The sequence below is a fragment of the Halioglobus sp. D3-4 genome (assembly GCF_055809315.1).
The window spans coordinates 1,971,624-1,998,406 of record NZ_CM147907.1; the positions used below are offsets into that span (position 1 = coordinate 1,971,624).

Annotated in this window: 24 protein-coding genes; 12 read left to right on the top strand and 12 right to left on the bottom strand. The window is 56.6% G+C overall.

All coding sequences use genetic code 11. The features are described from left to right. Positions 1 to 9 precede the first annotated feature (9 nt). Positions 10 to 537, bottom strand: coding sequence for a DUF4136 domain-containing protein (locus AC0L6S_RS08585; protein ID WP_473428014.1), 528 nt, complete (start codon positions 535 to 537; stop codon positions 10 to 12). A 191-nt stretch (positions 538 to 728) separates the two neighbouring features. On the opposite strand from AC0L6S_RS08585, the gene AC0L6S_RS08590 reads away from it, so the two are divergent. Then, positions 729 to 2,156, top strand: coding sequence for an alpha/beta hydrolase (locus tag AC0L6S_RS08590; RefSeq protein ID WP_473428015.1), 1,428 nt, complete (start codon positions 729 to 731; stop codon positions 2,154 to 2,156). 116 nt (positions 2,157 to 2,272) lie between these two features. Here AC0L6S_RS08590 and AC0L6S_RS08595 read toward each other — a convergent pair whose 3' ends face one another. Beyond that, positions 2,273 to 2,995, bottom strand: coding sequence for a hypothetical protein (locus AC0L6S_RS08595; protein ID WP_473428016.1), 723 nt, complete (start codon positions 2,993 to 2,995; stop codon positions 2,273 to 2,275). A gap of 180 nt (positions 2,996 to 3,175) precedes the next feature. Next, a complete protein-coding gene (locus AC0L6S_RS08600; RefSeq protein ID WP_473428017.1) occupies positions 3,176 to 3,949 on the bottom strand; it encodes a ferredoxin--NADP reductase in 774 nt (257 codons plus the stop codon). Positions 3,950 to 4,061: 112 nt separating this feature from the next. Between AC0L6S_RS08600 and AC0L6S_RS08605 the strand changes: the two genes are divergently transcribed. Then, positions 4,062 to 4,949: a LysR substrate-binding domain-containing protein gene (locus AC0L6S_RS08605; protein ID WP_473428018.1), complete on the top strand. Its 888-nt coding sequence runs from the start codon at positions 4,062 to 4,064 to the stop codon at positions 4,947 to 4,949. 16 nt (positions 4,950 to 4,965) lie between these two features. Here the strand turns inward: AC0L6S_RS08605 and AC0L6S_RS08610 are convergent, their stop codons facing one another. Further along, positions 4,966 to 5,481: a DUF4760 domain-containing protein gene (locus tag AC0L6S_RS08610; RefSeq protein WP_473428020.1), complete on the bottom strand. Its 516-nt coding sequence runs from the start codon at positions 5,479 to 5,481 to the stop codon at positions 4,966 to 4,968. Positions 5,482 to 5,599: 118 nt separating this feature from the next. On the opposite strand from AC0L6S_RS08610, the gene AC0L6S_RS08615 reads away from it, so the two are divergent. Next, a complete protein-coding gene (locus tag AC0L6S_RS08615) occupies positions 5,600 to 6,391 on the top strand; it encodes a class II aldolase/adducin family protein (protein ID WP_473428021.1) in 792 nt (263 codons plus the stop codon). Positions 6,392 to 6,405: 14 nt separating this feature from the next. On the opposite strand, the gene AC0L6S_RS08620 is transcribed toward AC0L6S_RS08615, so the two are convergent. Together AC0L6S_RS08620 and dbpA are read right to left on the bottom strand one after the other, a co-directional pair. Then, entirely contained in the window at positions 6,406 to 8,019 is a 1,614-nt protein-coding gene (locus tag AC0L6S_RS08620) for an ABC-F family ATPase (protein ID WP_473428023.1), read from the bottom strand. A gap of 126 nt (positions 8,020 to 8,145) precedes the next feature. Continuing rightward, positions 8,146 to 9,525 (bottom strand): ATP-dependent RNA helicase DbpA, encoded by a 1,380-nt coding sequence (gene dbpA, locus AC0L6S_RS08625; RefSeq protein ID WP_473428024.1) that lies wholly within the window; start codon positions 9,523 to 9,525, stop codon positions 8,146 to 8,148. A gap of 185 nt (positions 9,526 to 9,710) precedes the next feature. Between dbpA and AC0L6S_RS08630 the strand changes: the two genes are divergently transcribed. Continuing rightward, the gene (locus AC0L6S_RS08630) at positions 9,711 to 10,736 is read left to right on the top strand and encodes an SDR family NAD(P)-dependent oxidoreductase (RefSeq protein ID WP_473428026.1); all 1,026 of its coding nucleotides are present in this window, start codon (positions 9,711 to 9,713) and stop codon (positions 10,734 to 10,736) included. Positions 10,737 to 10,784: 48 nt separating this feature from the next. Here the strand turns inward: AC0L6S_RS08630 and AC0L6S_RS08635 are convergent, their stop codons facing one another. From AC0L6S_RS08635 to AC0L6S_RS08645, 3 genes are all read right to left on the bottom strand, one after another. After that, entirely contained in the window at positions 10,785 to 12,041 is a 1,257-nt protein-coding gene (locus AC0L6S_RS08635) for an alkyl sulfatase dimerization domain-containing protein (protein WP_473428027.1), read from the bottom strand. A gap of 37 nt (positions 12,042 to 12,078) precedes the next feature. After that, positions 12,079 to 13,347, bottom strand: a complete 1,269-nt coding sequence (locus AC0L6S_RS08640; RefSeq protein WP_473428029.1) for a sulfotransferase family protein — start codon at positions 13,345 to 13,347, stop codon at positions 12,079 to 12,081. Between the two features lie 85 nt (positions 13,348 to 13,432). Next, a complete protein-coding gene (locus AC0L6S_RS08645; RefSeq protein ID WP_473428030.1) occupies positions 13,433 to 14,098 on the bottom strand; it encodes a DUF3313 family protein in 666 nt (221 codons plus the stop codon). A 305-nt stretch (positions 14,099 to 14,403) separates the two neighbouring features. Between AC0L6S_RS08645 and AC0L6S_RS08650 the strand changes: the two genes are divergently transcribed. The 7 genes from AC0L6S_RS08650 (at position 14,404) to AC0L6S_RS08680 (ending at position 19,804) form a co-directional block, all read left to right on the top strand. Beyond that, positions 14,404 to 14,808, top strand: coding sequence for a bactofilin family protein (locus AC0L6S_RS08650; protein ID WP_473428032.1), 405 nt, complete (start codon positions 14,404 to 14,406; stop codon positions 14,806 to 14,808). Positions 14,809 to 14,858: 50 nt separating this feature from the next. Continuing rightward, complete coding sequence (locus tag AC0L6S_RS08655) at positions 14,859 to 15,440, top strand: hypothetical protein (protein WP_473428033.1); 582 nt, start codon at positions 14,859 to 14,861, stop codon at positions 15,438 to 15,440. Between the two features lie 94 nt (positions 15,441 to 15,534). Continuing rightward, the gene (gene gad, locus AC0L6S_RS08660) at positions 15,535 to 16,932 is read left to right on the top strand and encodes a glutamate decarboxylase (RefSeq protein WP_473428034.1); all 1,398 of its coding nucleotides are present in this window, start codon (positions 15,535 to 15,537) and stop codon (positions 16,930 to 16,932) included. Then, the gene (locus AC0L6S_RS08665; RefSeq protein WP_473428035.1) at positions 16,871 to 17,809 is read left to right on the top strand and encodes a hypothetical protein; all 939 of its coding nucleotides are present in this window, start codon (positions 16,871 to 16,873) and stop codon (positions 17,807 to 17,809) included. The genes gad and AC0L6S_RS08665 overlap by 62 nt, the downstream gene beginning before the upstream one ends. Positions 17,810 to 17,930: 121 nt before the next feature. Then, positions 17,931 to 18,464, top strand: coding sequence for a DUF4124 domain-containing protein (locus AC0L6S_RS08670; RefSeq protein WP_473428037.1), 534 nt, complete (start codon positions 17,931 to 17,933; stop codon positions 18,462 to 18,464). Positions 18,465 to 18,514: 50 nt separating this feature from the next. Beyond that, positions 18,515 to 19,387: an alpha/beta fold hydrolase gene (locus AC0L6S_RS08675; RefSeq protein ID WP_473428038.1), complete on the top strand. Its 873-nt coding sequence runs from the start codon at positions 18,515 to 18,517 to the stop codon at positions 19,385 to 19,387. 21 nt (positions 19,388 to 19,408) lie between these two features. Next, a complete protein-coding gene (locus AC0L6S_RS08680; protein WP_473428040.1) occupies positions 19,409 to 19,804 on the top strand; it encodes an MAPEG family protein in 396 nt (131 codons plus the stop codon). Positions 19,805 to 19,856: 52 nt separating this feature from the next. Here the strand turns inward: AC0L6S_RS08680 and AC0L6S_RS08685 are convergent, their stop codons facing one another. After that, entirely contained in the window at positions 19,857 to 21,446 is a 1,590-nt protein-coding gene (locus tag AC0L6S_RS08685; RefSeq protein ID WP_473428041.1) for an alpha/beta hydrolase domain-containing protein, read from the bottom strand. 147 nt (positions 21,447 to 21,593) lie between these two features. Continuing rightward, positions 21,594 to 22,928 (bottom strand): MFS transporter, encoded by a 1,335-nt coding sequence (locus AC0L6S_RS08690; RefSeq protein WP_473428044.1) that lies wholly within the window; start codon positions 22,926 to 22,928, stop codon positions 21,594 to 21,596. Positions 22,929 to 23,013: 85 nt separating this feature from the next. Between AC0L6S_RS08690 and AC0L6S_RS08695 the strand changes: the two genes are divergently transcribed. Further along, positions 23,014 to 23,808, top strand: coding sequence for a glycerophosphodiester phosphodiesterase (locus AC0L6S_RS08695; RefSeq protein ID WP_473428045.1), 795 nt, complete (start codon positions 23,014 to 23,016; stop codon positions 23,806 to 23,808). 160 nt (positions 23,809 to 23,968) lie between these two features. Here the strand turns inward: AC0L6S_RS08695 and AC0L6S_RS08700 are convergent, their stop codons facing one another. Next, positions 23,969 to 26,773, bottom strand: a complete 2,805-nt coding sequence (locus AC0L6S_RS08700; RefSeq protein WP_473428046.1) for a hypothetical protein — start codon at positions 26,771 to 26,773, stop codon at positions 23,969 to 23,971. Between the last annotated feature and the right edge of the window lie 10 nt (positions 26,774 to 26,783).

A 26,783-nucleotide genomic window follows, 5' to 3' on the forward strand; every position in this document is an offset into this window, starting at 1 on the left:
GTTAACGGTTCACCCTGCCGTGGGTTCAGGTGGGAAGTCCGCGAGAATCGCCTGCGCCACTTGCTGACGATACTGTGCGGCCTCTGCTGTGTCGGGCTGGTTGCGCAGGTTGGATTGGAAGGTGGCACGCCAGACTGATTGGAGCATAATGGGATCGATCATGGTCACGATCAAGGTACCACCCGTGACTTTTTGCGTTGCTGGGTCAAAGGTAGCGACTTCGTCTTTCTCCGGTGGCAGAAATTTCCACGAAAGAAAGATATCTGCCTGTGCATTTTCGGCCACCACCTGGAAACCACGGCGCTGAAATTCCGCAGTCAGCGCCTGATTGATACGCAAAATCTGTTCATCGGACGTCATCATTGTCGCCACAGTGTCCCTGGCGATCGGCTGAATAGCCACCTTGTGTATCTTGCTGAAATCATAGCTGTGATTGTAATTCGTTTTCACATCGAGATTACCCGGCATTGCGGCACAAGCACCGAGCACCAGCGTGAACCACATACCGACAATCACCCGATAGCTGAAAAAGAACATACACTCTCCTGAGCCGGTTGCCCGGCGGTTAACTATTCTGGCTATACGATTGGTCTCGCGCGGCCCACACAGACGGCTAGCAGCCCCAATCGCGTTGGCGACACATGTAAACTTCTGATCTGCACTTGGATCAATGCGCGATTAAACCTATATTGTTGTGCGATGCCAACCGCTGCAAGAGAAATTTGCCATTGAAAACACCTGCGCCTACCCTGATCGTGATTGCCGCCCTGTGTATAACAATGCTTCTTGGCGGTTGCGATAGCCCCGAGTTAATGCCCTGGCACACAGAGATTCTGGAGAACGAGTACTCCGACGCTAACGCAGACGGCATCATTACTCTCGCGGATTATCTGCAACTGGAAACAGCGTTGTTTGCCGAGCTGGAAAAGACGATCTACGCGTCATCCGCCACCGGCCCCGCCGAAGCACTTGAACGGTACAGCAGGGGCAGTCGCGCGGATCCGCAGCAGCGACAGCCCAACTGGAACCGCACATTCGAACTAACCAATGAATCTCCCGAGGCGGGCGTACTGCTACTGCACGGCATGTCAGATTCGCCCTACAGCCTGCGGGCACTGGGAGAGACACTGCAAAGCCGCGGCTACACCGTGCTGGGTCTGCGCATGCCCGGACACGGCACTCTTCCGTCCGGCCTTCTGGACCTGCAGTGGCAGGATATGGCCGCTGTGGTGAAACTCGGCATGAAACACCTCGCGCAGCAGGCGCCGGGTAAACGCCTGTACATTATCGGCTACTCGACCGGCGCCGCACTGGCGCTGGACTACGTCTTGAACCAATCGGGTAGTACAGCGCCACAGTCCGAACTACCCCCCGTCGCACGGCTGGTATTGATCTCTCCTGCCATCGGCGTCAGCCCGGCGGCAGCGCTGGCAAAATGGAGCCGACGTCTTTCAGAACTGCCGGGGCTGGATCGACTGGCCTGGCTCGACATTGAGCCCGAATTCGACCCTTACAAGTACAATTCGTTTGCGACCAACGCTGGCGAGCAAGTCTATGAACTCACCCGGTCGGTGGCGCAACGCCTGGCAAACCGTCCGGCAGAAGCGCCGCCACTGCCTCCAATGCTCGTGCTGAAATCCACGGTCGATGCGACGGTCTCCAACAATGCCGTGGTCGATCGCCTGCTGTTGAAACTGCCGCCCGAGCGCGATGAACTGGTGGTATTTGATATCAATCGCGTGGCCTCCCATTCCAGCCTGCTGATAAAAGACCCCGGCCCTTTCACCACCAGGATGATCGCCGACCAGCAGTTGCCATTCACCCTGACACTGGTCACAAACTCGGACGCAAACAGTCGCGCGGTGGCTGCATACACGAAGTTACCGTACGCAGCGGGCCACTCACACACGGAACATCTGGAACAGGCTTGGCCTGCCTCGGTGTTCTCACTCTCACACGTCGCACTGCCCTTCCCGCCCAATGACGCACTTTACGGGCGGCAACGCCCCGCCGGGAGCAAGCAGATTTTTCTCGGGGAGCAGGCCATGCAGGGTGAACGAGGGGTGTTAAAAATTCCCGGCGACTTCCTGCTGCGATTGCGCCACAACCCGTTCTACCGATATTTGCAGACGCGCGTACTGCAGTGGCTACAGTGATGCCGGCAAAGTCGATTCCGCCACACAGATATAGAACATGCGCCATCGTTCCCGCCACGTTCGAAAATCAGCGACGATGAGGTGAAGCGCACCGCTGTCGCCTCATCTGTTGGCCTTTATGGGAAGTACTGGTCGAGTGCCAAGGTGAGTTGATAGGTATTCTCAAAGTCGTCCTGTATGACTGTCGCAATACCCTCGACATCCTCCACTACCAGATCCTCTTCCAGCGTCAGTGCAGAAAAGCTCCAGCCGGCAGGCAGGCTCAGCCGACCAGAGAGGGATGCCAGGGTATTCAGGTTCAAGCCGTCGTCGACACTATGGCTGTAGGACTGCATGACATAGGTCTTGTTGTCGGGGCTGCGCAGCACGTAGTTTTCACCACCCTGGAAAAAGCTAAACAGGGTATCCCGCTCGACGCGCCTTTCGGTATACGGGGTTTGAACGGGGTTGGGCGGCAGCGCCAATGAAGCAGCAAGTCCCATCTCAAGACGGCCGAAGAAACGGATGTCCTCATAGCTTCCGCGATTGTTGAGGATAACATCCATCAGCCAGAAACGCGGGCCATTGCGCAGTGCGAACAAAGCACCCATGTCGGAGGCATACGCCACCAGATCATCACCTGAAATAGCATTCCACATCTCTTCGGGGCAATCATTGAGCCCGAACGTATTCCAGACATCCGCGTGCAGACCACCAACAGCTGGAGATACCAGCAGTAACTCGCAATAGCGCAAATTGCGAATACTGCCCGATATGGCCTCCTCGCCATCGCTGTCAGGTGTATCGGAGCAGGCCGTCAATAACAGTACCAGGCAGACAAATAAACGGTGTAGCGACATCGAGAGGCCCCCTGCTCGTCAAAGCATGGCAAATAGCAGAATCTTATTATGGACAAAGCAGCTTATACGAAATGACAGGAAAATGCCCAAGTCAGGCACAAAGGGACCTGGCGTGCGGGGAAAACCCGACCGTCTGGGGTTATCTCTGATCAGTGGCCGGTGGTACCGGCCATCTGGGGATCAACTCTCTACAAACGCTCGTTCGATAACATAGTGCCCGGCATCGCCGTGACGCGACTCCGCGAAACCGCGGCTGTTCAGCAGCGCGCAGATATCCTTGAGCATGCTGGGGCTGCCACAGATCATGAAGCGATCATTATCTACATTGATCGGCGGCAGACCGATGTCTGCATTCAGCTTACCGGTCTGTAACAGGTCGGTGAGGCGCCCCGTGTTTTCAAACGACTCACGTGTCACCGTCGGGTAATAGATCAGTTTGTCGCGCACGGAGTCGCCGAGGTACTCGTGCTGTGGCAAATGCTCAGTGATGAGTTCCCGGTACGCCAGTTCCTCAGTGTAGCGACAGCCATGTGTCAGTACGATTTTATCGTAGTGCTCATAGATTTCGGGGTCGCGTATGATGCTGAGGAACGGCGCCAATCCGGTACCGGTGGCAATCAGGTATAGGTGCTTGCCGGGCAGCAGATTGTCCTGCACCAGAGTGCCGGTGGACTTGCTGTTCACCAACAGGCCATCGCCGACCTTAATCTTCTGCAGTTGGGACGTCAGCGGGCCATCGGGCACCTTGATGCTGAAGAATTCCAGCTCGTCCTCATAGTTTGCGCTGGCCAGGCTATAGGCGCGCATCAACGGCTTGCCCTCCAGTTCCAGGCCAATCATCGTGAAATGCCCGTTCTTGAATCGAAATCCGGCATTGCGCGTGGTCTTGAAACTGAACAGGCGGTCTGTCCAGTGATGAACCGATGTCACTTCTTCCCGCAGTATATGTGCCATGGACTACTTCTCCTTGCCAATTTTGATAGGCAAATACTAAAAGGTATCCACTAATTGGAAAAACGGATATATTAGGTTAACTAAATCGATTTATACGATATAGGGAGATGCCATGCGTTATACACTGCGCCAGCTTGAAGTGTTTCTCGCGACAGCCCGCTTTGAGAATGTCACCCGGGCCGCTACCGAGCTGGCTATGTCCCAGTCTGCGGCCAGCGGGTCCCTGCGGGAGCTGGAGAGCCAGTTCGACGTAAAACTGTTCGACCGGCTGGGCAAGCGACTGCGCCTGAGTGAATTGGGGCAGCAACTGCGCCCCCAAGCTGAAAGCCTGCTGGCGCAGGCCAGAGCGCTGGAGCATGCGCTGGGCGGCGAGGATGTAATTGGGCGCTTGCAGGTGGGTGCGACACTGACCATCGGCAACTATATCGCGGTGAATATGATTGCCGACTTTCGACAGCGACATCCGCAGGCCGATATCGTACTGCGCGTCGCCAATACGGAGACTATTGCGGCGCAGGTGGCCAGTTTCGATCTGGATATGGGTCTCATCGAGGGGGAACTCCAACACACCGACCTCGACAGCCTGCACTGGCGCGGCGATGAACTAGTGGTGTTCGCCGCACCAGACCACGCGCTGGCGCAGGCCAGCGCCCTGACGGACGCTGATCTGCTGACACTGCCATGGATTGTCCGCGAACACGGCTCCGGCACCCGCCAGGCCTTTGAGCGCGCGATGCACGGCATCCTGACAGACCTGGACATCGCGATGGAGTTACAGCATACAGAGGCCATCAAGCGCGCTGTAGAAGCTGGCCTGGGTGTGGGTTGCCTCTCTCGCGTATGCCTTGTTGATGCCTTTAACCGGGGGTCACTGGTGCCGCTGGCCGTTCCCGAGCGCGACTTCCGCCGCGAGTGGTTCCTCATCACGCACCGCGAAAAGTTCCACAGCGCTGGTCTCCGGGAGTGGATCGCACTGTGCCGGGAGCGCTGGTCTGCCTGAGCAGGGCGGAATACCGTCAGGGCTTCCAGTTCTTATACGCAATATGCGCAGGGCCGGACTTCGGCTTGGCCTCCCGCGCCTGATCACCCAACCACTCAAACCACTCGCAAAACGACGGGTGCTGCTGCTCTTCACGCAGCTCCTCCATCCATCTATGCAACTTCTTGCTCATTACGGAGACGATACCCCCCGCCAGATCCAGCACCAGGTCCATGGGCGCGATGCGCTTGTATATCAGTAAACCCATCGTTTCAAACGAGGTACAAACAGTAATGGCCGCCTGCTGGTAGGGTTCCCCCATTGCGCGCAGTTGTGACAGCGATATCCCGTCGGGCAGGGGCTGCAGTAGCGCGATAGCCTCCGCGAGACTCTGGTTATAGAACGTTTGTGCGAGGTTGATCGCCACAGCATCGCGCTGTTGGCGGCGCACATGTCTGATCTGAATCCAGCCGACGATCAATCCGGTAACAATGCTGCCAGCCCCGATAATGTCGGCAATATCAGCCCAGGTTGAGAGGGCAAAATCCTGCATTGGCGTTCTCCCTGAAAATGGCGTCTTATAGTTTTGTGCGGGCAAGTCCTGTCGACTTAGCCTCTGAACAGTGTAGACTCCGCTGTAAAGTTGTACAGCCAATTCAGAGGATAGGATTATGAGTGAAGCCGCCAACACTATTGTGATGAATATGGACGACTCCAATAGCATGATCGCGCAGCCGGAGACTGTAGAGGAGATTCGCCAGGACCGGAAAAACAAGCTGGCGGCTGCACTGCGCCTGTTCGGTAAATTCGGTTTCGACGAAGGCGTGGCGGGCCACATCACCGTGCGCGACCCCGAGCGACTGGATCATTTCTGGGTCAATCCCATGGGACGCTCCTTCAAACAGATGACGGTTTCCGACTTGCTGCTGGTTAGCCACACCGGTGAAGTCGTGGAGGGCCAGGGCTTATTAAATGGCGCCGCCTTCACCATCCACTCGCAGATTCATATGGCCAACCCCAAAGTGACCGCTGCGGCGCACTCCCACTCGGTGTACGGCAAATCCTTCTCCTCTCTGGGCAAGCTTCTCGACCCGCTGACACAGGATGCCTGCGCCTTTTACGAAGATCATGTGCTATTTAATCACTTTACCGGGGTGGTACTGGACAACAGCGAAGGCAAAGCGATTGCAGCGGCACTGGGTGACTGCAAAGCTGCTATTCTGCAAAACCACGGGCTCCTGACAGTGGGCGAAACCATTGAAGCCGCCGCGTGGTGGTTTATTACTATGGAACGCAGCTGCCAGGCGCAATTGATGGCAGAGGCGGCGGGGACACCGAAGCTGATTCGCCCGGAGATAGCGCTAATGACGCGCGAGACTGTCGGCAACCCGCTGGCGGGTTGGTTCAGCTTTCAACCGCTGTACGACGTCATCACGGCGGAACAGCCCGAACTGTTGGGCTAATCCATCCGCCGCTCTCAGGATGCGCTGGCCAGGCGCTCGGCAGTTTGCTGGCTCGACAGGTATTCCTCGTAGGTTCCCTGGAAGTCGACAAGTTCGCCATCCTTGATATCGATGATGCGCGTCGCCAGTGACGATACAAATTCGCGGTCGTGGCTGACGAATATCAGTGTGCCGTCATAGTGTTCCAGTGCCAGGTTCAGCGCCTCGATACACTCCATATCCAGGTGGTTGGTCGGCTCATCCAGCACCAGCACATTGGCATCCATCATCATCATTCTGCCGAACAGCAGGCGATTCTTTTCGCCACCGGAACAGACTTTCACCTGCTTCTTGAAGTCGTCTGATGAGAACAGCAAACGGCCCAGCGTGGCGCGGACAATCTGGTCATCGTGGCTGGGTTTACGCCACTGGCTCATCCAGTCAAACAGGTTCAGGTCGCAGTCAAAATCGTTCGTACTGTCCTGAGGGCAATAGCCGAGCGTGGCGTTTTCCGCCCACTTCACGCTGCCACTGTTGGGCTTTATCTCATCCATCAAACAACGCAGGAAGGTGGTCTTGCCCGCACCATTTTCACCGATCACCGCAAGCCTCGCCCCGGCTTCCAGTATGATATTGCCGTGCTTGAACAGCGGGCCCTCATCAAAGCCGTGGCCCAGCTCCTCCAACACCAGCGCCTGGCGGTGCAGCTTCTTCTCCTGTTGAAAGCGGATATAGGGACTGACACGACTTGACGGCTTAATGTCGTCGAGCTTGATTTTTTCAATGCGTTTGGCGCGTGAGGTCGCCTGCTTGGCTTTGGAGGCATTCGCCGAGAAGCGGCTGACAAACTGTTGCAGTTCGGCGATCTCGGCACTCTTTTTGGCATTCTGCGATTGCAGCCGTTCGCGCGCTGCCGTTGAGGCCGTCATAAAATCATCGTAATTGCCCGGATAAACACGCAACTCGCCGTAATCAATGTCGGCCATGTGGGTGCACACCGCATTCAGGAAGTGACGGTCGTGTGAGATGATAATCATCGTGCACTTGCGCTCGTTCAGCATGGTTTCGAGCCAGCGAATGGTGTCGATATCGAGGTTGTTGGTGGGCTCATCCAACAGCAGGATGTCCGGGTCGGAGAACAGCGCCTGCGCCAGCAGCACACGCAGTTTCCAGCCGGGCGCAACCTCACTCATCGGCCCGTAATGCAACTCCTGCGCGATACCGGCACCCATCAATATCTCGCCGGCGCTGCTCTCGGCGCTGTAGCCGTCCATTTCGGCAAACTGCACTTCCAGATCGGCGACCTTCATGCCGTCTTCCTCGGACATTTCGGGCAGCGCATAGATGCGATCACGCTCCTGCTTCACCGCCCACAGTTCCTCGTGGCCCATCATCACGGTATCGATAACGGTGCACTTCTCGTAGGCGAACTGATCCTGGTTCAGCTTGCCCAGGCGTTCATTGGGCGTGATGGACACATTGCCCGCTGTGGGTGTCAGGCTGCCATCCAGGATCTTCATAAATGTCGATTTGCCACAGCCGTTGGCACCGATCAGGCCGTAACGATTGCCGTCGCCGAACTTGACCGAGATGTTTTCAAACAGGGGCTTGGCAGCGAACTGCATGGTGATATTGGCGGTAGAGATCAACGGGCTAATCCTGACACAGAAGTGTAGTTAAGGCGTGGGTACGAGGGGAATTCAAATAGGGGCGGTATTCTAGAGAGTTTGCGGCCTGAAATCGACCCCCGGCACTGGTAATAGTTGAATTAGCCCTCAGAGCTTGCGGACTTTGAATTTCCGGCCCTTGATCCTGCCATTGAGCAATCGTCCCAGCGCCTTGTCTGCGACGTTGCAGGCCACAGCGACGTAGGCGGCAAAGTCCGTCACGGTAATCTTGCCGATGGCCTTGCCATCGATACCGGCCTCCCCCGTCAGCGCACCCAGGATATCACCGGCACGTACCTTGTCTTTGCGACCACCGGCGATGACCAGCGTGTCAAAGGGCGCCGACGGCAGGTTTTGTGTACCCTGCGGCAATTGCTCTATTGCCTCATATTCCAGTTCCCGCTGTTGATACTCCCCGATATCCCGCAATCGGTGCCGTTCGGAGTCGGCGAACAGGCTCAGTGCCACACCCTCTTTGCCGGCTCGCCCGGTGCGCCCGATGCGGTGCACATACACATCCGCATTGCGTGGCAACTCAAAGTTCACCACCGCCGGCAGATCATCGATATCCAGACCGCGCGCCGCGACATCGGTCGCCACTAAAATAGTGCAGCTTTGGTGCTTGAACTGGATTAGCACCTGATCGCGCTCACGCTGTTCCATGTCACCATGCAGCGCCACTGCCTGAGCGCCTGACTGTCTCAGGTATTCACACACGTCCCGAACCAGCTGTTTGGTGTTGCAGAACACCACTGCCGAGGGTGGCTGAAAATGGGCCAGCAGCCTGATCAGTGACGGCAGCCGCTCACTTTTATCACAGACGTAAAAATGTTGTGTAATGTGTTGATCACTGTGCAGCGACTCAACGCTAATGCGTTGCGGATCGCGCATGAAGCGCTCACTCAGGCTCTGGATATTGTCGGGATAGGTCGCTGAAAACAACAGGCTCTGGCGCGCCGGGGGCGTTTGCGCGACGATTGTCTCGATGGCGTCGATAAAGCCCATCTCCAGCATGCGATCGGCCTCATCCAGCACCAGCGTATTGATATGCCGCAATGACAGCGTCTGCTTGCGCAGATGATCCATAATTCGTCCGGGTGTACCCACCACTACATGCGCACCGTGTTCCAGCGAACCGATCTGCGGGCCAATTGATTGGCCACCACACAGGGTGACGACCTTGACGTTGTCTTGATAGCGCGCCAGTCGCCGCACTTCACTGGCCACCTGGGTGGCCAGTTCGCGGGTCGGACAAAGCACCAGCGCCTGGGCGGAGAAAAACTGTGGCTGCAAGCGGTTCAGCAATGGCAGCGCAAACGCCGCCGTCTTTCCGCTGCCAGTTTTCGCCTGCGCGATCAGGTCTTTACCCGCCAGTGCCAGCGGCAGCGCCGCCGCCTGCACCGCTGTCATTTCGAGGTATCCGAGGCTTTTCAGGTTGTCGACCTGGGCGGCTGGCAATGGCAGGGTTGAAAAGGAATGCTCGCTCACAGTATAGGCCGTCGAGGATATCTGGGGGGCGGCAGTGTAACAGAACTGGCGATAACGTCACTGCGCGCGAGCGGACGGTACAGCACAAAACTCCGCTGAATCTACACTATGTCGCAAAGGTTACCCGCTATTTGAGCGCCGCGCTGGCGTATACTTTCGTCAAACGCGAGCTAGAGAGCTGTACTATGTCGACTCTACAACTTCACCGCCGCCGATTCCTGCAACACATGGCGACCATGGGTGTGCTCAGTGCCCTACCTGCTTCGCTACTGGCGCAGATCATCACACGCCAGCCTCCGCGCAGCCCTTTTGACAGCGATTCCACCGCAGAGGAAGTCACGGCGGGGCTGGATCTGAGTGGCCTTACCATCGCTATTACCGGAGCAAACTCCGGATTAGGATATGAAACCATGCGTGTTCTCGCCCTGCGCGGCGCACACGTCATCGGTATCGCACGCACGCAGTCCAAAGCCGAGGCGGCCTGTGCCACCATCGAGGGCGACACAACCCCGCTCTATCTGGATCTCACCGATTGGGAATCGATAGTGCGCTGTGCCGATACAATTCGCGCGATGAATATGCCGCTCGACGGGCTGATCTGTAACGCCGGCATTATGGCGTTACCCGAACTGGAGATTGTCAACGGTGTCGAGAAGCAGTTTGCCGTCAACCACCTGGGACATTTCATTCTTATCAATCAATTACTCGCACCGGTACTGGCCGCACCGCAGGGTCGCTTTACGCTGCTCAGTTCCATCGCACACCGCCGCGCAGACAACGGCATTGAATTCGATAATCTCGACGGCAGCCGCTTCTACGACCCGTGGACTGCCTACGGTGTTTCCAAGTTGGCCAACGCGCTGTGTGCGCGAGAATTGGCCGCGCGAATATCGCATACCGATGCTACGTCGAACAGCGTACACCCCGGTGTCATCGGCACCAATCTCCTGCAATATCTCCCGGCGTGGCAACAGTGGGGCGCCAAATATCTGGGTTGGATGTTCCTGAAAACCGTTGAGGAAGGCGCTGCCACAACTTGCTATGTAGCCACCAACCCTGAACTCGTGGATGTGCGCGGCTTCTATTTCTCAGATTGCAACGTGGACAAGGGCGACACCCCCTATATGAATGACGACGCCATGGCCGCAGAATTGTGGCAGGTGTCCGAACAACTCACCCGGGATTACCTCCCAACCAAGCAGCTGAGCTAGGGCTACCGCGCTACAAGCTGCACCGATCCGCCACTGTGCAGCAGGCGCTCAACCGGCCTGTGCCCTGAGCAGGGCTATCTGGTTGTTGAGCCACGACGTCAGCCAAAAGTTGTCGCTGTCCGCAAGTAATCCCTCGTGAGCTGCAATCCCGGCCACCAGCGCACCCGGTACCTGTCGATGCGCGGGGAGCACAATATCCAGCAGGTGCAACGCCTCCACATACTGTTTGCCGGCCAGCTTCTCCTGTGCGCGCGCGATGATGGCCTCCGGGCCTCCAGCGAGATCGATAAGGTCTTCGTTTACGCTGCTGCGCGGTTGTGGGTACAATTCGGTGGTGGATTCGTGCTTGAACCAGCCGGCATAATTCTCCCAGATGGCGCGCACACTCCATGACACCTTGCCGTAACCCTCTCCGACTTCCAGATGGGCCGGAAGTTTGATTTCGGACATCAATGTCGTCAGGCTCGCACCGGCATTCATGCCTTTTACCGTCTCATCGTGCACATAGAGTATGGCATCGCGCAGCACCTGCAACTCGGTGGCTATGAGTTCCCTGCCCACCACCGGTTGATGATGGCCGTATAAAATGGTGTCCGGCTCAAGATCCATCACCACCTGCACGGCCGCAGCAACCGTCAGTGCATCGCGGTAGCGGTCGCCCCGAATAGTGACCAGGTTGGGGAAATGCCCGAACGGGCACCCGAACAGATTGCCTGTCAGGCAAATTTTATGCTGCGGCAACCACACGATCAGCGAATCATTGGTCTCGGCACCGGGTACCGCTATCACTTCAACCTCCAGACCACCGAGTTCGAAAGCATGGCGCTCCTGCACCAGAATATCCGGCGTCGGCACATCCTGCGCCGGAAACTCCGTCAGCCCGTTTGCCGCGTAGTGCTCAAAAGCGCTGGCAAATTTCTCGGTAAACGCAAACGCAGAGCGACTACCCCTGAAATCCGCCAAACGCGTATCATACGACTGGTGCTCCGGGTTGCCGGCCTGCGCGATCACGCAGAGCTGCGGGTTGTGTTCGCGAAAATACGCGACCCCGCCAACATGGTCCACATGCCCCTGGGTCAGTATCAGGTAGCGCAAGGGATCGCCAGAAAACGCATCGAAGTTCTGTTTGACAACCGGAGCCTCAATGCCCATACCAGCATTGATCTGGATATTGCCTTCTGGTGTTTCCAACAGGTAGCAGTTGGAGAAGCCCTCGGACAAAACGATAAAATCATTGATGCGCTGGGCGCCCAATCGAGCCGGATTGGGTTCAACCGGGCGCGACTTGTAAATCGGATTTCTCATTGACGCTCCTTAGCCAGCATGCTGGATGGCATTAAGACTACCGCACTTCAATTTGCACAGGAAAACGCTCGAAGTAGAACGAAAAGTGCTCGCGCAATTGTACGGGATCGACCCCGAAGTCCTCGCGCAGGTTGTACACCACGCGGCCGTCTTTACCACGCGGATGTGTATCGACAAAGTGCTGCAGTTCAAGTCGCGCTGAATCCGTCATTACAAGGCCGGCAGTGGCATAGATCCGCTCGACCATACCAAGATCATCCGCCATAAATTCGTGGAACAGCACATCGATACTCTGCTGCACAGGCCACACAGCCCTGTCGTCCACACAGGCTTGCAGCAGGTGCAGTACGCGATCAGACCAGTACGTCACCAGTCCGTCGAGGTCCACTTGCTTGCGATTGATGCGCTGGCCGTAACCCAGCATAGTAATCGCCGACTGGATCACCGACACCGGGTCGCGATGTGTGACGGCCACCGTCGCATCGGGAAACACGCTGTGCAGCACTGTTAACTGTTCGAGGTGTTGTGGGCACTTCAACACCCAGCGCGTGTCACTGCCGCTGTGATCTCCATCCTGCCAGGTGAGAATCTTCAGCACCGTTTTGAGGTATTCGTAATGTGGAGTCTGGTCTGTGGCGTAATAGTGATCGCGCCAGCGCGGTGACACACTGAGCCACTCGTAGTTGTAAGAGGCGAAGTCCGGACCCATCAGCTCCAGCTCTTCGTGGATATGATCGGGGTTCATCGGGTGCATTGCCGCCAGTAGCGGTGTCAGGGATTGCATCATTTGCCACTGCTCGGCGCAGCGCTGGTAGCGAGGGTCCACCCCCGCCGCGGACGGCGTCTCGTCGGGGCGCGGAATGGGTTCGTACGACTCCCACAGCGGCAGGGCGCGCAACCTTGAGTCAGCCGCCATCAGATTGAGCAGATGCGTGGTACCCGAGCGCGGCAGGCCCGCTACGATTATCGGGGCCTGAATTTCGATGTCGTGAACTTCGGGGTGACGGCTTAGAACATCCTGGATCAACAGGCGACTGCTGGCGTGTTGCAGCAGCTTATTGCGCAATGACAGGCGTCCGAGACTGGTCAGACCAGCATCGCTACCCCACTCATCACACAGTAACTCAAGTCGCGGCCTGAAATCTGACGGCCCGAAATCGGTAAAACCCGTTATGTGCTGCGCTTCGTGCAGTATGCTGTCACTGTTTAACTCGATCTGCAGAGTGTCGACATAGTCCATTGCACCACGCTGCTGTGGCGTAAGCTCTGGATCTTTCAGGTCGCTTATCCGAATCTCATCACTCAAGAGGCAGAGTCTCGCATGAACACGCTACTGCGGTTGGGAAAAGCCAGGGTAAGCACCGTGGCTTCTGGCTAGCATAGGGTGAGGATCAGGACTGAGGCGCGAGTCGCTTCAGGTGCGCATTCAACAACTGCGCCCAGTGCTGCACGACGCGATCAAAGTCGGCGGTATTGGTAACGGCATTGGCCACCTCGGCAATACCATCCTCGCTCGCCGCTTCATTGTCGATAATTCTGGCCAGCAGATCACCGGTCTTACCGTCAAGCAGTTCCAGATACAAGGTCATGCTGCCGGTACTGGCAACAAAAGTCTGCTCCATACCGGGGGCCATCACATCGGGTGCAGTGATGCGCAGGTTGATGATGGCCGGCCGCAGGATAAGCACACCGGTGCCACCGGTTTTAACAAACTGACGGCCGTCGGCAGTCAATGTCTTGGTCAGCTCTTTGGCGAACTCCTCCGACACATTCGTGCGGATCTTCTGCATTTGCTTGTCGCTAACGCGGTCCTCGAAGGGGGCCTCTTCGTTGTAGTTGCGCTGCCAGTTCTTGGCAAAGGCCACATATGTGTCCAACAGTGCGAGTTTGTTGTACTGACTGAGGTCAGCTCCCGGCTTCAAATAGACGGCACCCAGCTTGGTGTCCGGCTCCAGATGCAGACCATCGGAGCTGACGGCGGGCAAGCTGGACTGCTGGTTGGCAGCACACGCCGACAACACTGCAACAAATATCAGAACAATCGTTCGCTTCAACATTACGCACACCTCACCGGGAGAATATAGAGCTATTAGAATTTGCGTTAAGTTAGTCCATTCATAAAGACAAATCAATCCTGAACTCCGCCAACAGCAAGCGCCGGCCCACGCGTTACACCCAATCGGGGTACTGGAGAATCTCGCGGCGGGCTGGTAGCATGTCCGGCCACACCCATGATACGGGAACGATTGCAATGTTTGATCGATCCAGGAAAAAAGCCGCTGCAAAACAACAGGCGCAGGAGCCCAAGCCTCCTCAATCTCCCCCTGTACCTGCTCCCCCCGTACCTGCGAGGAATACAGCAATGATTGGACCCAGCATAGTTATCAAAGGTGAAGTGACCGGCGAAGAAGATCTTCTCATCCAGGGGCGAGTTGAGGGTAAGATCAACCTCAACGGCAACCAGGTTTCAATTGGCGAATCCGGCGAGGTCTATGCCGACATCAAGGCCAAGGTGATACAAATCAATGGCAAAGTTACCGGTGACATCAACGGCCACGAGAAAGTGATTATCTCCAAGTCTGGCAATGTACACGGCAACATCGTTGCACCGCGGGTTACGCTGGAGGATGGCGCGATGTTCAAAGGGAGCATCGACATGGACCCGGCGGAGGCCAGTGCCGGCAGAACACCCGCGGCCGCTCACCCGGCAGGTCAGCCTTCGACTCCGCAGCTCAAGGCATCCGGCCTAGACCTGAAAAGTGTCTGACAGGGATGGCTCAAAGGTCTACCTACGCTCTGGTTGTTGCAGTCTAACCATTGCCTAAGATCACAACCCAGGCATCCAAGCTACTACCCTATCTGTTCCAGCATCTCGATGCGCAGCAGACGGTAACGGTTTTGCACGTCGGCTCGGCGCTGCCCGAGACGGTTGACTTTTTCTCTCACTACCGCTGTAAACTCTACTTCGTTGACATTTTCCAGGCCCTGCCTATCGTCTCAGATGAGGATGAAGATGAAGCCAGTGCAGCCCAGCAGCAGTTCCGACAAGTGCTGGAGCTACCAGAGGATACCGTTTTCGATGTCTGTCTTTTCTGGGATTTATTTAATTTTCTCAATGCAGAGGCCATCAAGGCACTTCTTGCCGTGCTGCAACCCCACCTAAAAAAGGGTAGCCTCGCTCACGCCTTCTCTGTGCACAACCGAAAAGCCCCGAAGCAGGATAACTATTATGGCATTCAGCAAATCGACGCGCTCAGCGTCAGAAATCGCAAAACATCCCCACCCGGTTACGCACCGCACAGTCAGCGTGAATTAACCGCCTTATTGGACGGTTTCCGGGTTGAACGCAGCGTCCTCCTCCCCGACAGCCGCCTGGAATTGCTGCTATTAAAGGCATAGACGTATAGTTCTGCATAAGACACTGTGCATTGGTTATACTTTCAACCGGTAAATTGAATCATCCACGCAGTAACGCCCGACAGGACACAACTCTATGGCACTACACGACAAAGATTCCATCCGTCACAAGCTGGACGACGATATATACGCCTCGGCAGACCTCAGCTTATCAATGCCGAAATACAAGTTCCCCGACGCCCAGCTCGACCCCCGGCACGCCTACACGGTGGTACACGATGAATTGATGCTGGACGGCAATGCACGCCAGAACCTCGCCACATTCTGCCAGACCTGGGAAGAGCCCGAAGTCCATCGCCTCATGGACGAATGTATCGACAAGAATATCGTCGACAAGGACGAGTATCCGCAGATTGCAGAAATTGAGTCGCGCTGCGTGCACATGCTGTCGGACTTGTGGAACTCACCATCCGGCGACAATGCCGTGGGGTGTTCCACTACAGGCTCCAGTGAGGCCGCCATGCTCGGGGGTATGGCCATGAAGCGCCGCTGGGAAGCCAAACGCAAGGCCGAGGGCCAGCCCATCGACAAGCCCAACCTGATCACGGGCCCAGTACAGATTTGCTGGCACAAGTTTACCCGCTACTGGGACATCGAACACCGCGAAATTCCGATGGATGAAGGGCGCATGCTGATGACGCCAGAAGAGGTGTTGGCGCGCTGCGATGAGAATACCATTGGCGTGGTTCCCACACTGGGCGTGACATTTACCGGCGAGTATGAGCCGGTGGCGGCAGTATCACAGGCACTGGATCAGCTTCAACAGCAGACAGGGCTGGATATTCCCATACATGTCGACGGTGCCAGCGGCGGCTTCCTGGCTCCGTTTTGCTCACCAGAGCTGGAGTGGGATTTCCGCCTGCCGCGGGTGAAATCGATCAATGCCTCCGGACACAAGTTCGGGCTGGCGCCACTGGGGGTCGGCTGGGTCATATGGCGCGAGGCGCAGGATTTACCCGAAGAACTGATATTCTGGGTAAACTATCTCGGCGGCAATATGCGTGATATCGCCCTGAACTTTTCCCGACCAGGAGGACAGGTCGCCTGCCAGTACTACAACTTTCTACGTCTGGGCATGGAGGGGTATCGAAAGATTCACACCGCCTGCTACGAAACTGCGCAATTCCTCGCTGGCGAGATCGCCAAACTCGGCCCGTTTGAAATGATCTATGACGGCGCCATGGACAGCGGTATTCCATCGCTGTGCTGGAAGCTAAAACCGGGCGCAGACCCCGGCTACAGCCTCTACGATCTGGCTAATCGGCTGCGCGCACGCGGCTGGCAGGTGCCGGCCTACTCGCTGCCGGCGAACTGTGAATCTATTCCGGTACAGCGAATCCTGGTACGTCACGGGGTGAGTCGTGACCTCGCTTCACTGCTGCTGGATGATCTTAAAAATGCGCTGGAGTTTTTTGAAAAGCACCCCGTGCACGCCACGCTGGGCGCTGCCGAAGCTTCCGGCTTCCACCACTAAGGCTTGCAGCATCTCCGGTTCAAAGCGCACTGAATCGGACGGCGCCTGGTACTTTGTAACCAGGCGGCGCCTCCCCAATCCGGATGGCTCGTTCACCGCACTGCACTCCCGCCCGCACCGCAAGGCGCTCTGTGGAGAGCGCTTGTGGGCCGATGTCGCCCGGCTGCGGTGGCGTGACCTGTGGTTACCAAACCGCCTGAACTGGTGGATTGGTGTAGTATTTGCGATCGGCGCCTCGCTGTTCGCACTGGGTGCCTTCCTGTCACTATTCCCGGTAGCCACCGGTTACTGGGCACTGGGCAGTGAACAGATCAACCTGATCTTTTTTATCGGTTCACTCCCCTTTACTACCGCCGCCTGGCTGCAGTTGATGCAATCTGCCAATGCCGGGGGGCTGTCAACACCGGCTGAAGAAGTAAACAGCAAGCGCTTTCGACTCTTCGGTTGGTACCCGGCCGATGCGGGATGGCTCAGCTGTGCGCTACAGTTTGCCGGCACCCTGCTGTTTAACCTCAACACCTTCAACGCCCTATCTCCCAGTGCCAGCCTAATAGTACAAAACCTGTCTATTTGGCTGCCCGACATGTTCGGATCGATATTCTTCCTGGCCTCCGGCTACCTCGCGTTTATCGAAACCTGCCACAGCCACTGGGCGTGGATGCCTCACCTGCTATCCTGGCGCATCACGTTCGTGAATCTGCTTGGCTGCATCTTTTTTATGATCTCAGCGGTTTCCGCATTTGTGCCACTACACCCGATAGGCTTCGATGCGACCACCGCGTCGTTGCTCTTCACGCTGCTTGGTGCACTGGCATTCTTTGTTGGCGCGCTCTTACTTTTACCAGAGGCCACCTCCGATGTGGGGTCCCCCGGTTAATTTACCGGCGCCAGGCTGGCAGAATCTAACACGCTTTCAGCAGGACAACACGCTGCCGAAAATACCGTATAATCTCTCGGGTATCTGCTGAGTTCGAGCGGGGATATCCGTACTCAAGACTATGAAGCACTGGCACAATCATTTCCTGACTTTCCCTTTGGCTCTGCTGTGCTGCCTGCCGGTTTTTGCCGAGACTGTATATAAGACCATTGACGACAGTGGTGTCGTGACTTTTTCGGATACCCCACCCGCGGAAAATGTAGTGGTGGAGACCGTGGTCATTGATACTCCGGCACCAGCTTCGAGCGATGTGACAGCACAGCGTCTTGAAGACATGCGAGAGACCACCGACCGTATGGTGGCCGATCGCATCGCGCGAGAAAAGCATCGCGCCGAGATGCGCCAGCTTGATGAACAGCGATACGTGGAAACACCCCATCCGCAACTGACAGAGTACTACGACACGACGGGCATCTATGCAGACTATATCCCCTATCCGACGCGTCGTAGCTGGCGACGTTCCAAGCGCCCGGTGCATCCAATCGCGCGACCGCCACATGTTTCTCCTGTGCCCTACCGACGGCCAGACTACAACTATCCAGCATCACTTATCCGCAAAAGCTATGACCCCAAAGTCAGGGCAGCGCTGCGCTGACCAGGGTTTCGTTACCCCCTTTTAGAAACTTCCACAGGTATGAATACCCCATGCAAGAACCCCGAGAATTCCGCCTCGACATCGGCGAGATTGAACTGGCCGGCATCGAATGGCCCGGACGAGGCGACCCCATACTGCTTTTGCACGCCACAGGCTTCCACAGCCGGTGCTGGAAGCAGGTGGTCAGGCACCTTCCCGATCGGCATGTCTACGCGATAGACCTTCGCTTCCACGGCGCTAGCGACAGCCATGGCGCTGTGGACTGGCAATTGATGGCGGATGATGTGTGCCAACTTGTAGAGAGGTTGGACCTGCGGCGTATAGTCGGTGTGGGACACTCCATCGGGGGCCATCTGATGGCGCGCGCTGCCGCGCGGATTCCCGCGCGATTCAAACACCTGGTACTGATAGACCCGGTGATTATGTCACCGCAGCGCTACGAGCAGTTTCAACATTTTTCCGCCGAGTTGAATGCCAGTGACCATCCGGTTAGCCGGCGCAAGAACCAGTGGCATGACGCGCAGGAGATGTACGATCGTTTCAGCGGACGCACGCCCTTCAATACCTGGCAGCCCGAGGTCCTGCGGGATTACTGCGATTACGCACTGCTACCCTCTGGTGAGAATGCCCTGTACCAGTTGGCCTGTGACCCGATCAATGAGGCCGGCATCTACCTCAACCAGGCTGGCAACGAAATCGTGCTTGACGAACTCTGCCACATCACCTCACGTGTCACACTGCTGCGCGCCGCCCCGTCTGAAACCGATGCACTGGACTTGAGCAGCTCACCCACCTGGCCCGGCCTCGCGTCAGCCCTGCCAGACTGCGAAGAGGTTTACCTTCCCGAACTGAACCATTTCATTCCAATGCAAGACCCGGAACTGGTAGCGCGCCACATCATCGCTGCGTATGATCATGCCTGAATAAAACTGGAGAACAGAATAATGGATACCGTTATCACAGGCTTACTCATTTTATGCATTCTTCCGATCGCCTGTTCCTGGGTTGCGGGTTATTACCGTCAGCAGCAGTTGGGCAGTGTCGACAACAAGGAACCTCGCGGCCAATGGCAGCAGTTATCCGGCGCAGGCGCACGGGCTGTGGCGGCGCAGGGAAACAGTTGGGAGGCGCTGGCGGTATACAGTGCAGCTGTATTGGCGCTGTTTATATCCGGCGTAAACCTGAACGGCGTCTCGACACCGGTCATGGTCCTTGTCGCCCTGCGCATCGCCTATATTCCCGCGTATATCGGCAATGCAGACAAGTTGCGCTCACTAATATTCATCGGCAGTTACGGCATCTGCATGTACTTTTTCTATCTGGCACTCAGCGCCAACTGACCCGCTTGGCATCAACTGATTAGCCTGGCGCGGTACCAAGCCGGTCCTGTCATCAAGAACCGGGCGCTTCAGCGACAGTCGATGTTCGCGCCCGCGCCTTGATCAACTGCGCATCTTTGGGAAGCAGGAAGCCAGCTGCTACCGACTCATCGGTAGATTTGTCGATGGCATCGATATACGCCTGCTTGTCCGGGTAGAGGCTTGCCAACAGCACATCATCAAACAGTTCGGTGGTGCCGAACAAGCCGCAGAATGCTGCGTTCGCAGGCGGCTGTCCGTCACCGGAAAGAACGGCGACAGGCGCATCGACATAGGGTGTGCGAACACCGCCGCGCACATTGCCCAAGTGGTCATACAGGAATTCTGTGCCCTGTGGATTCAGCGCCAGCAGCGGCGCTGAGGCCGCCGCCTCACCGCTGCGTATCCACTTGTCCACCGCCGCGACAGCGGCTTTAGCTACCCAGTGACCAGGACCATCGTTCACTGGGACAGGGCAACTGATAAATGGCGGGCGGGCATCACTGTTGGAAATAACATCGGCCACGGTGGGATCGCCGCCCCTGTCAACCGGCCCTTTTATGGTTGTGTACACATCGGAGTGGGCGGCACCGGCGACCTCCCACAGACGGATAAACCGCGAGTCAGGCTGTCGCTGCGTCACCGAACCCAGTATGAACAGGTCTGTTTCCGACTGCAGGACAAGTACCGGCTCAGTCAGGTCCTCACGGATAAACACAGGATCAGGCGTAGCAACCTCAAGCTGCGGCAATTGTGATATCGCGGAACTGCCTTTGCCACGAGCGTGAATGACAAAGCCATCGAACAGATCTATTGTGGGATGGACAGCATTAACATAGCTCACCAGGCGAAACGCCGACTGCGACTGCCCCACCGCAATCATACGCTGCACACTTAGGCCATCCAGCGGATCGATACCCACCGGGTTGCGTACGGCCTGTGCCGCCTGCGAGAAAATATCATAGGAGAAACTGTCACCGGGATGATTGAGACGGCCATAGCGCTGCGCATCGATCAGCTTCAATGGCAGGTCAAATGCACCACCGCCCTCTATGCCCGCTGACTGCGCGGACACCCCCACCCAGACATAACCTTCACGCATCAGTTCCGTGTGCATCTGGGTCAGGTCTGGCGCGGCATCCAGGCCACCGGAGACATTGAACCATTCCACGACAACAGTGCCGTTGAACGCGGCTTCATCCATGGGTCGCAGCACCACGATGCGCGATACATAGTCCGCAGCATCAGCACCCGTGACAGACCACTCCCCGTCAGATCGCAGCTCATCGGTGGCCATATAGGACATCGCCGTTCCGACTATAAAATACTCGGTTTCGCGATACCCGACTTCCGCTTCGTCGAATGAGACTCCGGCATAGAACGGTGTACCCGGTACATAGCCCTGTGTTCTTAAATCGACCGGCAGAGGACCGAAGTTAATAATGCAGCAATCCGCCGCTCCCCCACCGCTGACCGGCCCCTCGACAGTCGGGTTCGCTGCTTGCGGCTTCTGTTCAACAGGTGAATTATTCGATGTGTCGCTACAGGCCCAGAGCAGTGATAACAATGCCAGGGTTACAGACCACTTGCGCGACAGATGGCGAACGTACTTTGACTGTATCAACCTGAATCTCCCTACATATTGGGCGGCGGGTACCCACCCATTTATTATAATTACGGTACTTGGTCGAACGCGTACTGATGTAAAGAGTATAGTGCGGCGGCAAGCACGCCAAGACATTTTCGACGGCGTTGAAAGCTATGCCAAGCGCTATGCCTGGCTCAGCGCGGCAGCCGCCAGTTTACCGCGCTCTTCATTCACAGTGAACAACAGCAGCAGACCCAGCAGAAAGAATGCCAGTGTCGACACCATTGCGAGCGGGTAATTGCCGCCACTCAACTCACTGATAACCCCATAACTCACCGGGCCGATTATCGCAGCAGCGCGATTTGCCAGACCCCACAAACCAAATATTTCCGCGTTGCGTGATTCTGGGGTCAACTGTCCGATAAGCGCGCGACCACCCGCCTGCGTCGCGCCCATAGCAAGCCCCATAAGGTTTCCCGCCAGCCAGAGATCACTGGGCTCGTCAGCCAACAGTGTCACCACTATGGCGGCGACCCACACCAGCAACGCCACCGCGAGACTGCGCACAGAACCGAACCGATCCTGCGCATGGCCGAATGCGAAAGCACCGATGGCGGCCGTCAGGTTCACCACCATAATCAGGGTGATGAGTTGCTGCGTGTCAAAACCCATCTCCTCCTGCGCATAGATCGCCGCCACTACAATAACTGTAGCGACGCCGGCCTGAAACAGCGTAAGACACTGCAGAAAGCGGAACAGGTCCGGCATGTGTGCGGCGTGGCGCAGTGTTTTTCCAACCTGTGCGAAACCCGCCTTGAGGTAGGATACGCCGTCGATGGCCGGTCTGGGCTTTGCGCGCTCGCGCAGCCACAGAAAAGTAGGACAGGCAGTAATTGCGAAAATAACAGCTGTGATCAGCAGCGCAACGGGCACATAATCGGTGGAAGCAAGCCCCTGATCGCTCGCCCAATTGATATACATGAGGCAGGCACCCAGTGTCAGCAGCCCACCAAAGTAGCCCAGACTCCAGCCGTAACCGGACACGCGCCCCATTCCGTCGGGGTGAGCGATCTCCGGCAAAAAAGCCGCAATCAGATTTTCCCCCAGCGCGAATGCGACTGTCGCCACTACCAGAAGAATCATTGCTGGAGCCACTTCGCCAGGCCCTACCAGTGAGAGACCGGCTGTGCCGGCCACACACAGAATTGAAGACACCATCAGATAGCGCTTCTTTCTCGCCCTGTGGTCTGCCACCGCGCCAATAACCGGCCCTGCCAGTAGCACAAACAGATTTGCAGCGCCGATCGCGAGCGTCCAATACAGCGTCGCCGTACCAGGGGACTGCTCGTCAAGTGTCGCTGCGATCACGCCGACAAAATAGGCGCTGTAGATCGTCGTCATCACGACTGTGGTATAGCCGGAATTGGCAAAATCGTAGAATGCCCAGGCGGCCAATTCGCGCTTACTGGCGGGGTGACTACCGGGTGCAGAAGTCGTCAGATGGTTCGAGTTTCTCATGAAATTCTTCTGCTACTCCATTTACTCGGGCGCTACCGAGGGGCTAACATCCGGGGCAAATTCCCGAAAAAACTGTGGGTGGCCAATGAGTTTACTCGATATTGCAATGGCAGTCGTCGACTCAATCATGGCGGTGATACCCCGCCCAGTACCAGAGCACGCGGCACTTGAGCGCTGCAGAATCATTTCCCATCGGGGAGAACACAGTGGCAAAGGCGTGATGGAGAATACCATTGAGGCTTTCGAGCTGGCCAGCGCTGCTGGTGTCTGGGGAATTGAATGCGACATACGGTGGACGGCCGATCTGGTACCTGTTATCTGCCACGATGCCAGCCCGCAGCGTGTATTCGGCGAGCCGAGCGACGTCAGCAGCCTGACATTCGATCAGTTACACGCGCGGGTCCCCGACATTCCCAAACTGTCAGAGGTCATTCAACGTTTCGCGGGTAACACCCACCTCATGCTTGAATTAAAGGCGGAGCCGTGGCCGCAACCCCAGGAGCAACGCGAGATACTGCGCTCGCTGCTTGCACCGATGACGCCGGCACTCGACTACCACCTGCTGGCGCTGGACCCGACACTTTTCGAGCCGCTGGATTTTCTCCCACTCGAATGCTTCTTCCCCGTGGCCGAAACCAATGTAAGCACGATCAGCGCACAGACCATCGAGCACGGCTACGCCGGGCTGGGAGGACACTACCTGCTTTTGACCAATCAACTGATGCGGCGCCACGCGGCACACAACCAACGTCTGGGGACCGGTTTTCCCACGTCAAAAAACTGCCTGTTCCGGGAACTGAACCGGGGCATCGAATGGGTGTTCAGCAATGATGCTGTCGCCCTGCAAAAGATCCTGGATCGCCACCTCCAACGCCAGTAACCACTAATGGCACAGCACTGCGCAATGCGCGGCCTTGTAAAACAGCCTGTTTAATCCGCTCGCCAAGCTTTTCCCCAGAACTACAGCACATTTTTCAGTGCAAAAAAAAGCCGCGCTGTGACAGCGCGGCTTGAAGTGTCCCTGGAGGGAGTTGGGATGATCAGTCGAGAGACCCCTCGATGATCCAGTCTGCCCACCACGCGTCCGCCGGATCGGTACCAGGTTTGACCGCACCGATGTAGTCGGTGTTGTCAAACACAAAGCCTGAACCGTTGTCTACAGCGGGTATACCCGGTGCAACTACGTTGCCCGCAGCTGCGTTGAGTGCGTAGGCGGCATTCACCGTGAAGTTTGTGTCGCCTGAGTTCACTTCAGTATCCGCCGCTCGCTTGTTGTAGTAACCATCGATGCAGGCACCCGGTACATTGACCAACGTGACATTGGAAGGAACCGTGGTGTTTGTCAGCTCAGCATCATCGATGCGGATACAACCGGTGTCGAAATCCCTGACTGCCGAGTTGTAGATCGACGTGGTCAGCGCACCGCGCAGTCGCATGCCTGGCTGCTGCCCCTCTGCTGAGGAAGCATTGTTATTCACCGGGCCGCCGAGAACCAACACGTTTGCCAGTACGGCTTCCGTCTCGGGAACATAGGATGCATCACTTGAGTTGGCCTCAATACCACGTGGGTCGTTACTGCCTGTCGGTGCAACCTTGGTTTGGTTCTTACGAACGATGGCGTACTGGATATTACCTTTGTAGCCTTCGTCGTAATCTATGTCGTCATCATCGTTATTGGTGAGTACAACATGCGTTACGTTAACCGTACCACCGAACCACTCGATACCATCGTCAAGGTTGTTGTGAACCTGGATATAGCTGATATCAGTAGCATGACCCACACCTTGCAGGGTCAGGCCATTGAGCTCGTTATCCGGTCCGGCAACTTTACCACCCTCGGCAATACGCACATAGCGCAGTGAACCGCTATCGTCCGCTGGATCATTACCGCCGTAGTTACCTACGATGGTGCCACCCTCACCCTTGATGTTACAGACTGAACCCGTGCCGAAGCAGGCACCGGTACCACCCTGTCCATACTGAGGCGCAAAGCCCTGGATAACCACACCACCCCACTCGCCTTCACCGTCATAGCCTTCGTCGAGGCTGCTGAAGGTGATCGGCGCCGCGGGGGAACCCACTGCGTGAAGCTTCGAGCCGCGAGTGACGATCAGCGAACCGTCATCGAAAGAGCGAATATCCACACCGGGTCGGATAGTCAGTGTTACACCGGCATTGCGGATAGCCTGAACATCGGCGTCACCGGAAACTGTAACATTACCCGCGCCGACGATAACTTCACCATCGAGGCGCCACTCTACACCGGCGACCATCGTGTAATCCTGATCGATCGTACCGGTAACGGTACAAACGGTGGCGTCATCGGTACAGCTGACAAATGAAGCAGGCTCAACCGGCTCGGCCTCAGTCACAGTGCCGGGCAGTGTCCAGCCCTCCCACCAGGCAGTGCCGTTGGGGTCAACCGCGCCAATATAATCGGTCTGGTCAAAGACAAAACCTGAACCGTTGTTGACCGCAGTGATCACCGGCGCCTGCGCCAATTGAGCTTCACTTTCCTGGATAGCCATGGTGTCGCTGTAAGTCAGCACCAGCGCTTCCACATTGTCTTCAACATCGGGAGACAGTTTCTGGAACAGGCCATCCTCGCAATCACCGAGGAAGTTTTCCATGCCGATGATAGTAGGCACAATTTCTGTACCGTCACCTTTCACATCCGCATTGTCGATGCGCACACAGCCGATGTTGAAGTTGCTCACCGAGCTGTTGTAGATAGCTGTTTTTACAGCACCACGCAGACGCATACCAGGCTGCTGCCCTTCTGCTGAAGAGGCGTTGTTATTGACTTTACCGCCAATAATCGTGAAGTTGGCCAGTACTGCTTCCGTTTGCGGAACGTAGGCTGCATCGCTGGAGTTGGCTTCGATGCCGCGCGGGTCATTTGAACCCTGCGGAGCGTCATTGACGTTGTTTTTCGCAATGAAAACATACTGGATGTTGCCCATGTAGCCTTCATCGTAGTCAATATCATCGTCATCATTGCTGGTCAGTACCGCATACTTCAGATCTACCGTACCACCGAACCACTCGATGCCGTCATCCAGATTGCTGTGCACCTGAATGTACTCCAGCATAGTGCCGTAACCAACACCCTGTAATGTCAGGCCGTTGATCTCGTTATCCGGGCCGGCAACGAGGCCGCCCTCTGCGATACGCACGTAACGAATGACGCCTGAGTTGTCAGCCGGATCATTACCGCCGTATACGGATACGTCTGTGCCGCCCTCGCCTTCAACGTTACAGACATCGCCTGAACCGTAGCAAGGCCCTGTATCGCCCTGACCGTACTGCGGGGCGAAACCCTGGATAACCACACCACCCCATTCGCCAAGGCCATCGTAATCATCGTCCAGACTGCTAAAGGTAATGGGTGATGAGGCACTGCCGTCAGCCATCAGCATGGAGCCGCGAGTGACGATCAGGGAACCAGTATTGAATGCGCGGATATCAGTACCGGGCTGGATTGTCAGCGTGACGCCGGCGTCGCGAATAGCCTGGACATCGGCTTCACTGCTGACAGTGCGGTTGCCGTCGCCGACGATAACACTACCGTCGAGGCGCCACTGCACATCGCTCAACAGTGTGTAGTCCTCGTCTATGGTGCCAGAAATCGTACCGATGGAGCAGTCACTATTGAAATCGACAAAATCCGCAGCAACAACCTGTGCGCAATCTCCAGCGCCGCTGGAGCTACTGGAGCTGCTACTGCTGGAACTTCCCGAGAACTCATTGTTGATATTGACATTGTCTCCATCACTGCCACCGCAACCGACGAAGCCGGCGGTAAGCGGCACAAGTAATGCTATAAACAACTTTTGTTTAAACATGGTTTGCTTC

What these genes read in the sequence shown, in the direction of transcription:
- AC0L6S_RS08585 (WP_473428014.1), bottom strand. Translation starts at nt 537, where the DNA reads ATGTTCTTTTTCAGCTATCGGGTGATTGTCGGTATGTGGTTCACGCTG.
- AC0L6S_RS08595 (WP_473428016.1), bottom strand. Translation starts at nt 2,995, where the DNA reads ATGTCGCTACACCGTTTATTTGTCTGCCTGGTACTGTTATTGACGGCC.
- AC0L6S_RS08600 (WP_473428017.1), bottom strand. Translation starts at nt 3,949, where the DNA reads ATGGCACATATACTGCGGGAAGAAGTGACATCGGTTCATCACTGGACA.
- AC0L6S_RS08605 (WP_473428018.1), top strand. Translation starts at nt 4,062, where the DNA reads ATGCGTTATACACTGCGCCAGCTTGAAGTGTTTCTCGCGACAGCCCGC.
- AC0L6S_RS08610 (WP_473428020.1), bottom strand. Translation starts at nt 5,481, where the DNA reads ATGCAGGATTTTGCCCTCTCAACCTGGGCTGATATTGCCGACATTATC.
- AC0L6S_RS08615 (WP_473428021.1), top strand. Translation starts at nt 5,600, where the DNA reads ATGAGTGAAGCCGCCAACACTATTGTGATGAATATGGACGACTCCAAT.
- AC0L6S_RS08630 (WP_473428026.1), top strand. Translation starts at nt 9,711, where the DNA reads ATGTCGACTCTACAACTTCACCGCCGCCGATTCCTGCAACACATGGCG.
- AC0L6S_RS08635 (WP_473428027.1), bottom strand. Translation starts at nt 12,041, where the DNA reads ATGAGAAATCCGATTTACAAGTCGCGCCCGGTTGAACCCAATCCGGCT.
- AC0L6S_RS08645 (WP_473428030.1), bottom strand. Translation starts at nt 14,098, where the DNA reads ATGTTGAAGCGAACGATTGTTCTGATATTTGTTGCAGTGTTGTCGGCG.
- AC0L6S_RS08650 (WP_473428032.1), top strand. Translation starts at nt 14,404, where the DNA reads ATGATTGGACCCAGCATAGTTATCAAAGGTGAAGTGACCGGCGAAGAA.
- gad (WP_473428034.1), top strand. Translation starts at nt 15,535, where the DNA reads ATGGCACTACACGACAAAGATTCCATCCGTCACAAGCTGGACGACGAT.
- AC0L6S_RS08670 (WP_473428037.1), top strand. Translation starts at nt 17,931, where the DNA reads ATGAAGCACTGGCACAATCATTTCCTGACTTTCCCTTTGGCTCTGCTG.
- AC0L6S_RS08675 (WP_473428038.1), top strand. Translation starts at nt 18,515, where the DNA reads ATGCAAGAACCCCGAGAATTCCGCCTCGACATCGGCGAGATTGAACTG.
- AC0L6S_RS08680 (WP_473428040.1), top strand. Translation starts at nt 19,409, where the DNA reads ATGGATACCGTTATCACAGGCTTACTCATTTTATGCATTCTTCCGATC.
- AC0L6S_RS08690 (WP_473428044.1), bottom strand. Translation starts at nt 22,928, where the DNA reads ATGAGAAACTCGAACCATCTGACGACTTCTGCACCCGGTAGTCACCCC.
- AC0L6S_RS08695 (WP_473428045.1), top strand. Translation starts at nt 23,014, where the DNA reads ATGAGTTTACTCGATATTGCAATGGCAGTCGTCGACTCAATCATGGCG.
- AC0L6S_RS08700 (WP_473428046.1), bottom strand. Translation starts at nt 26,773, where the DNA reads ATGTTTAAACAAAAGTTGTTTATAGCATTACTTGTGCCGCTTACCGCC.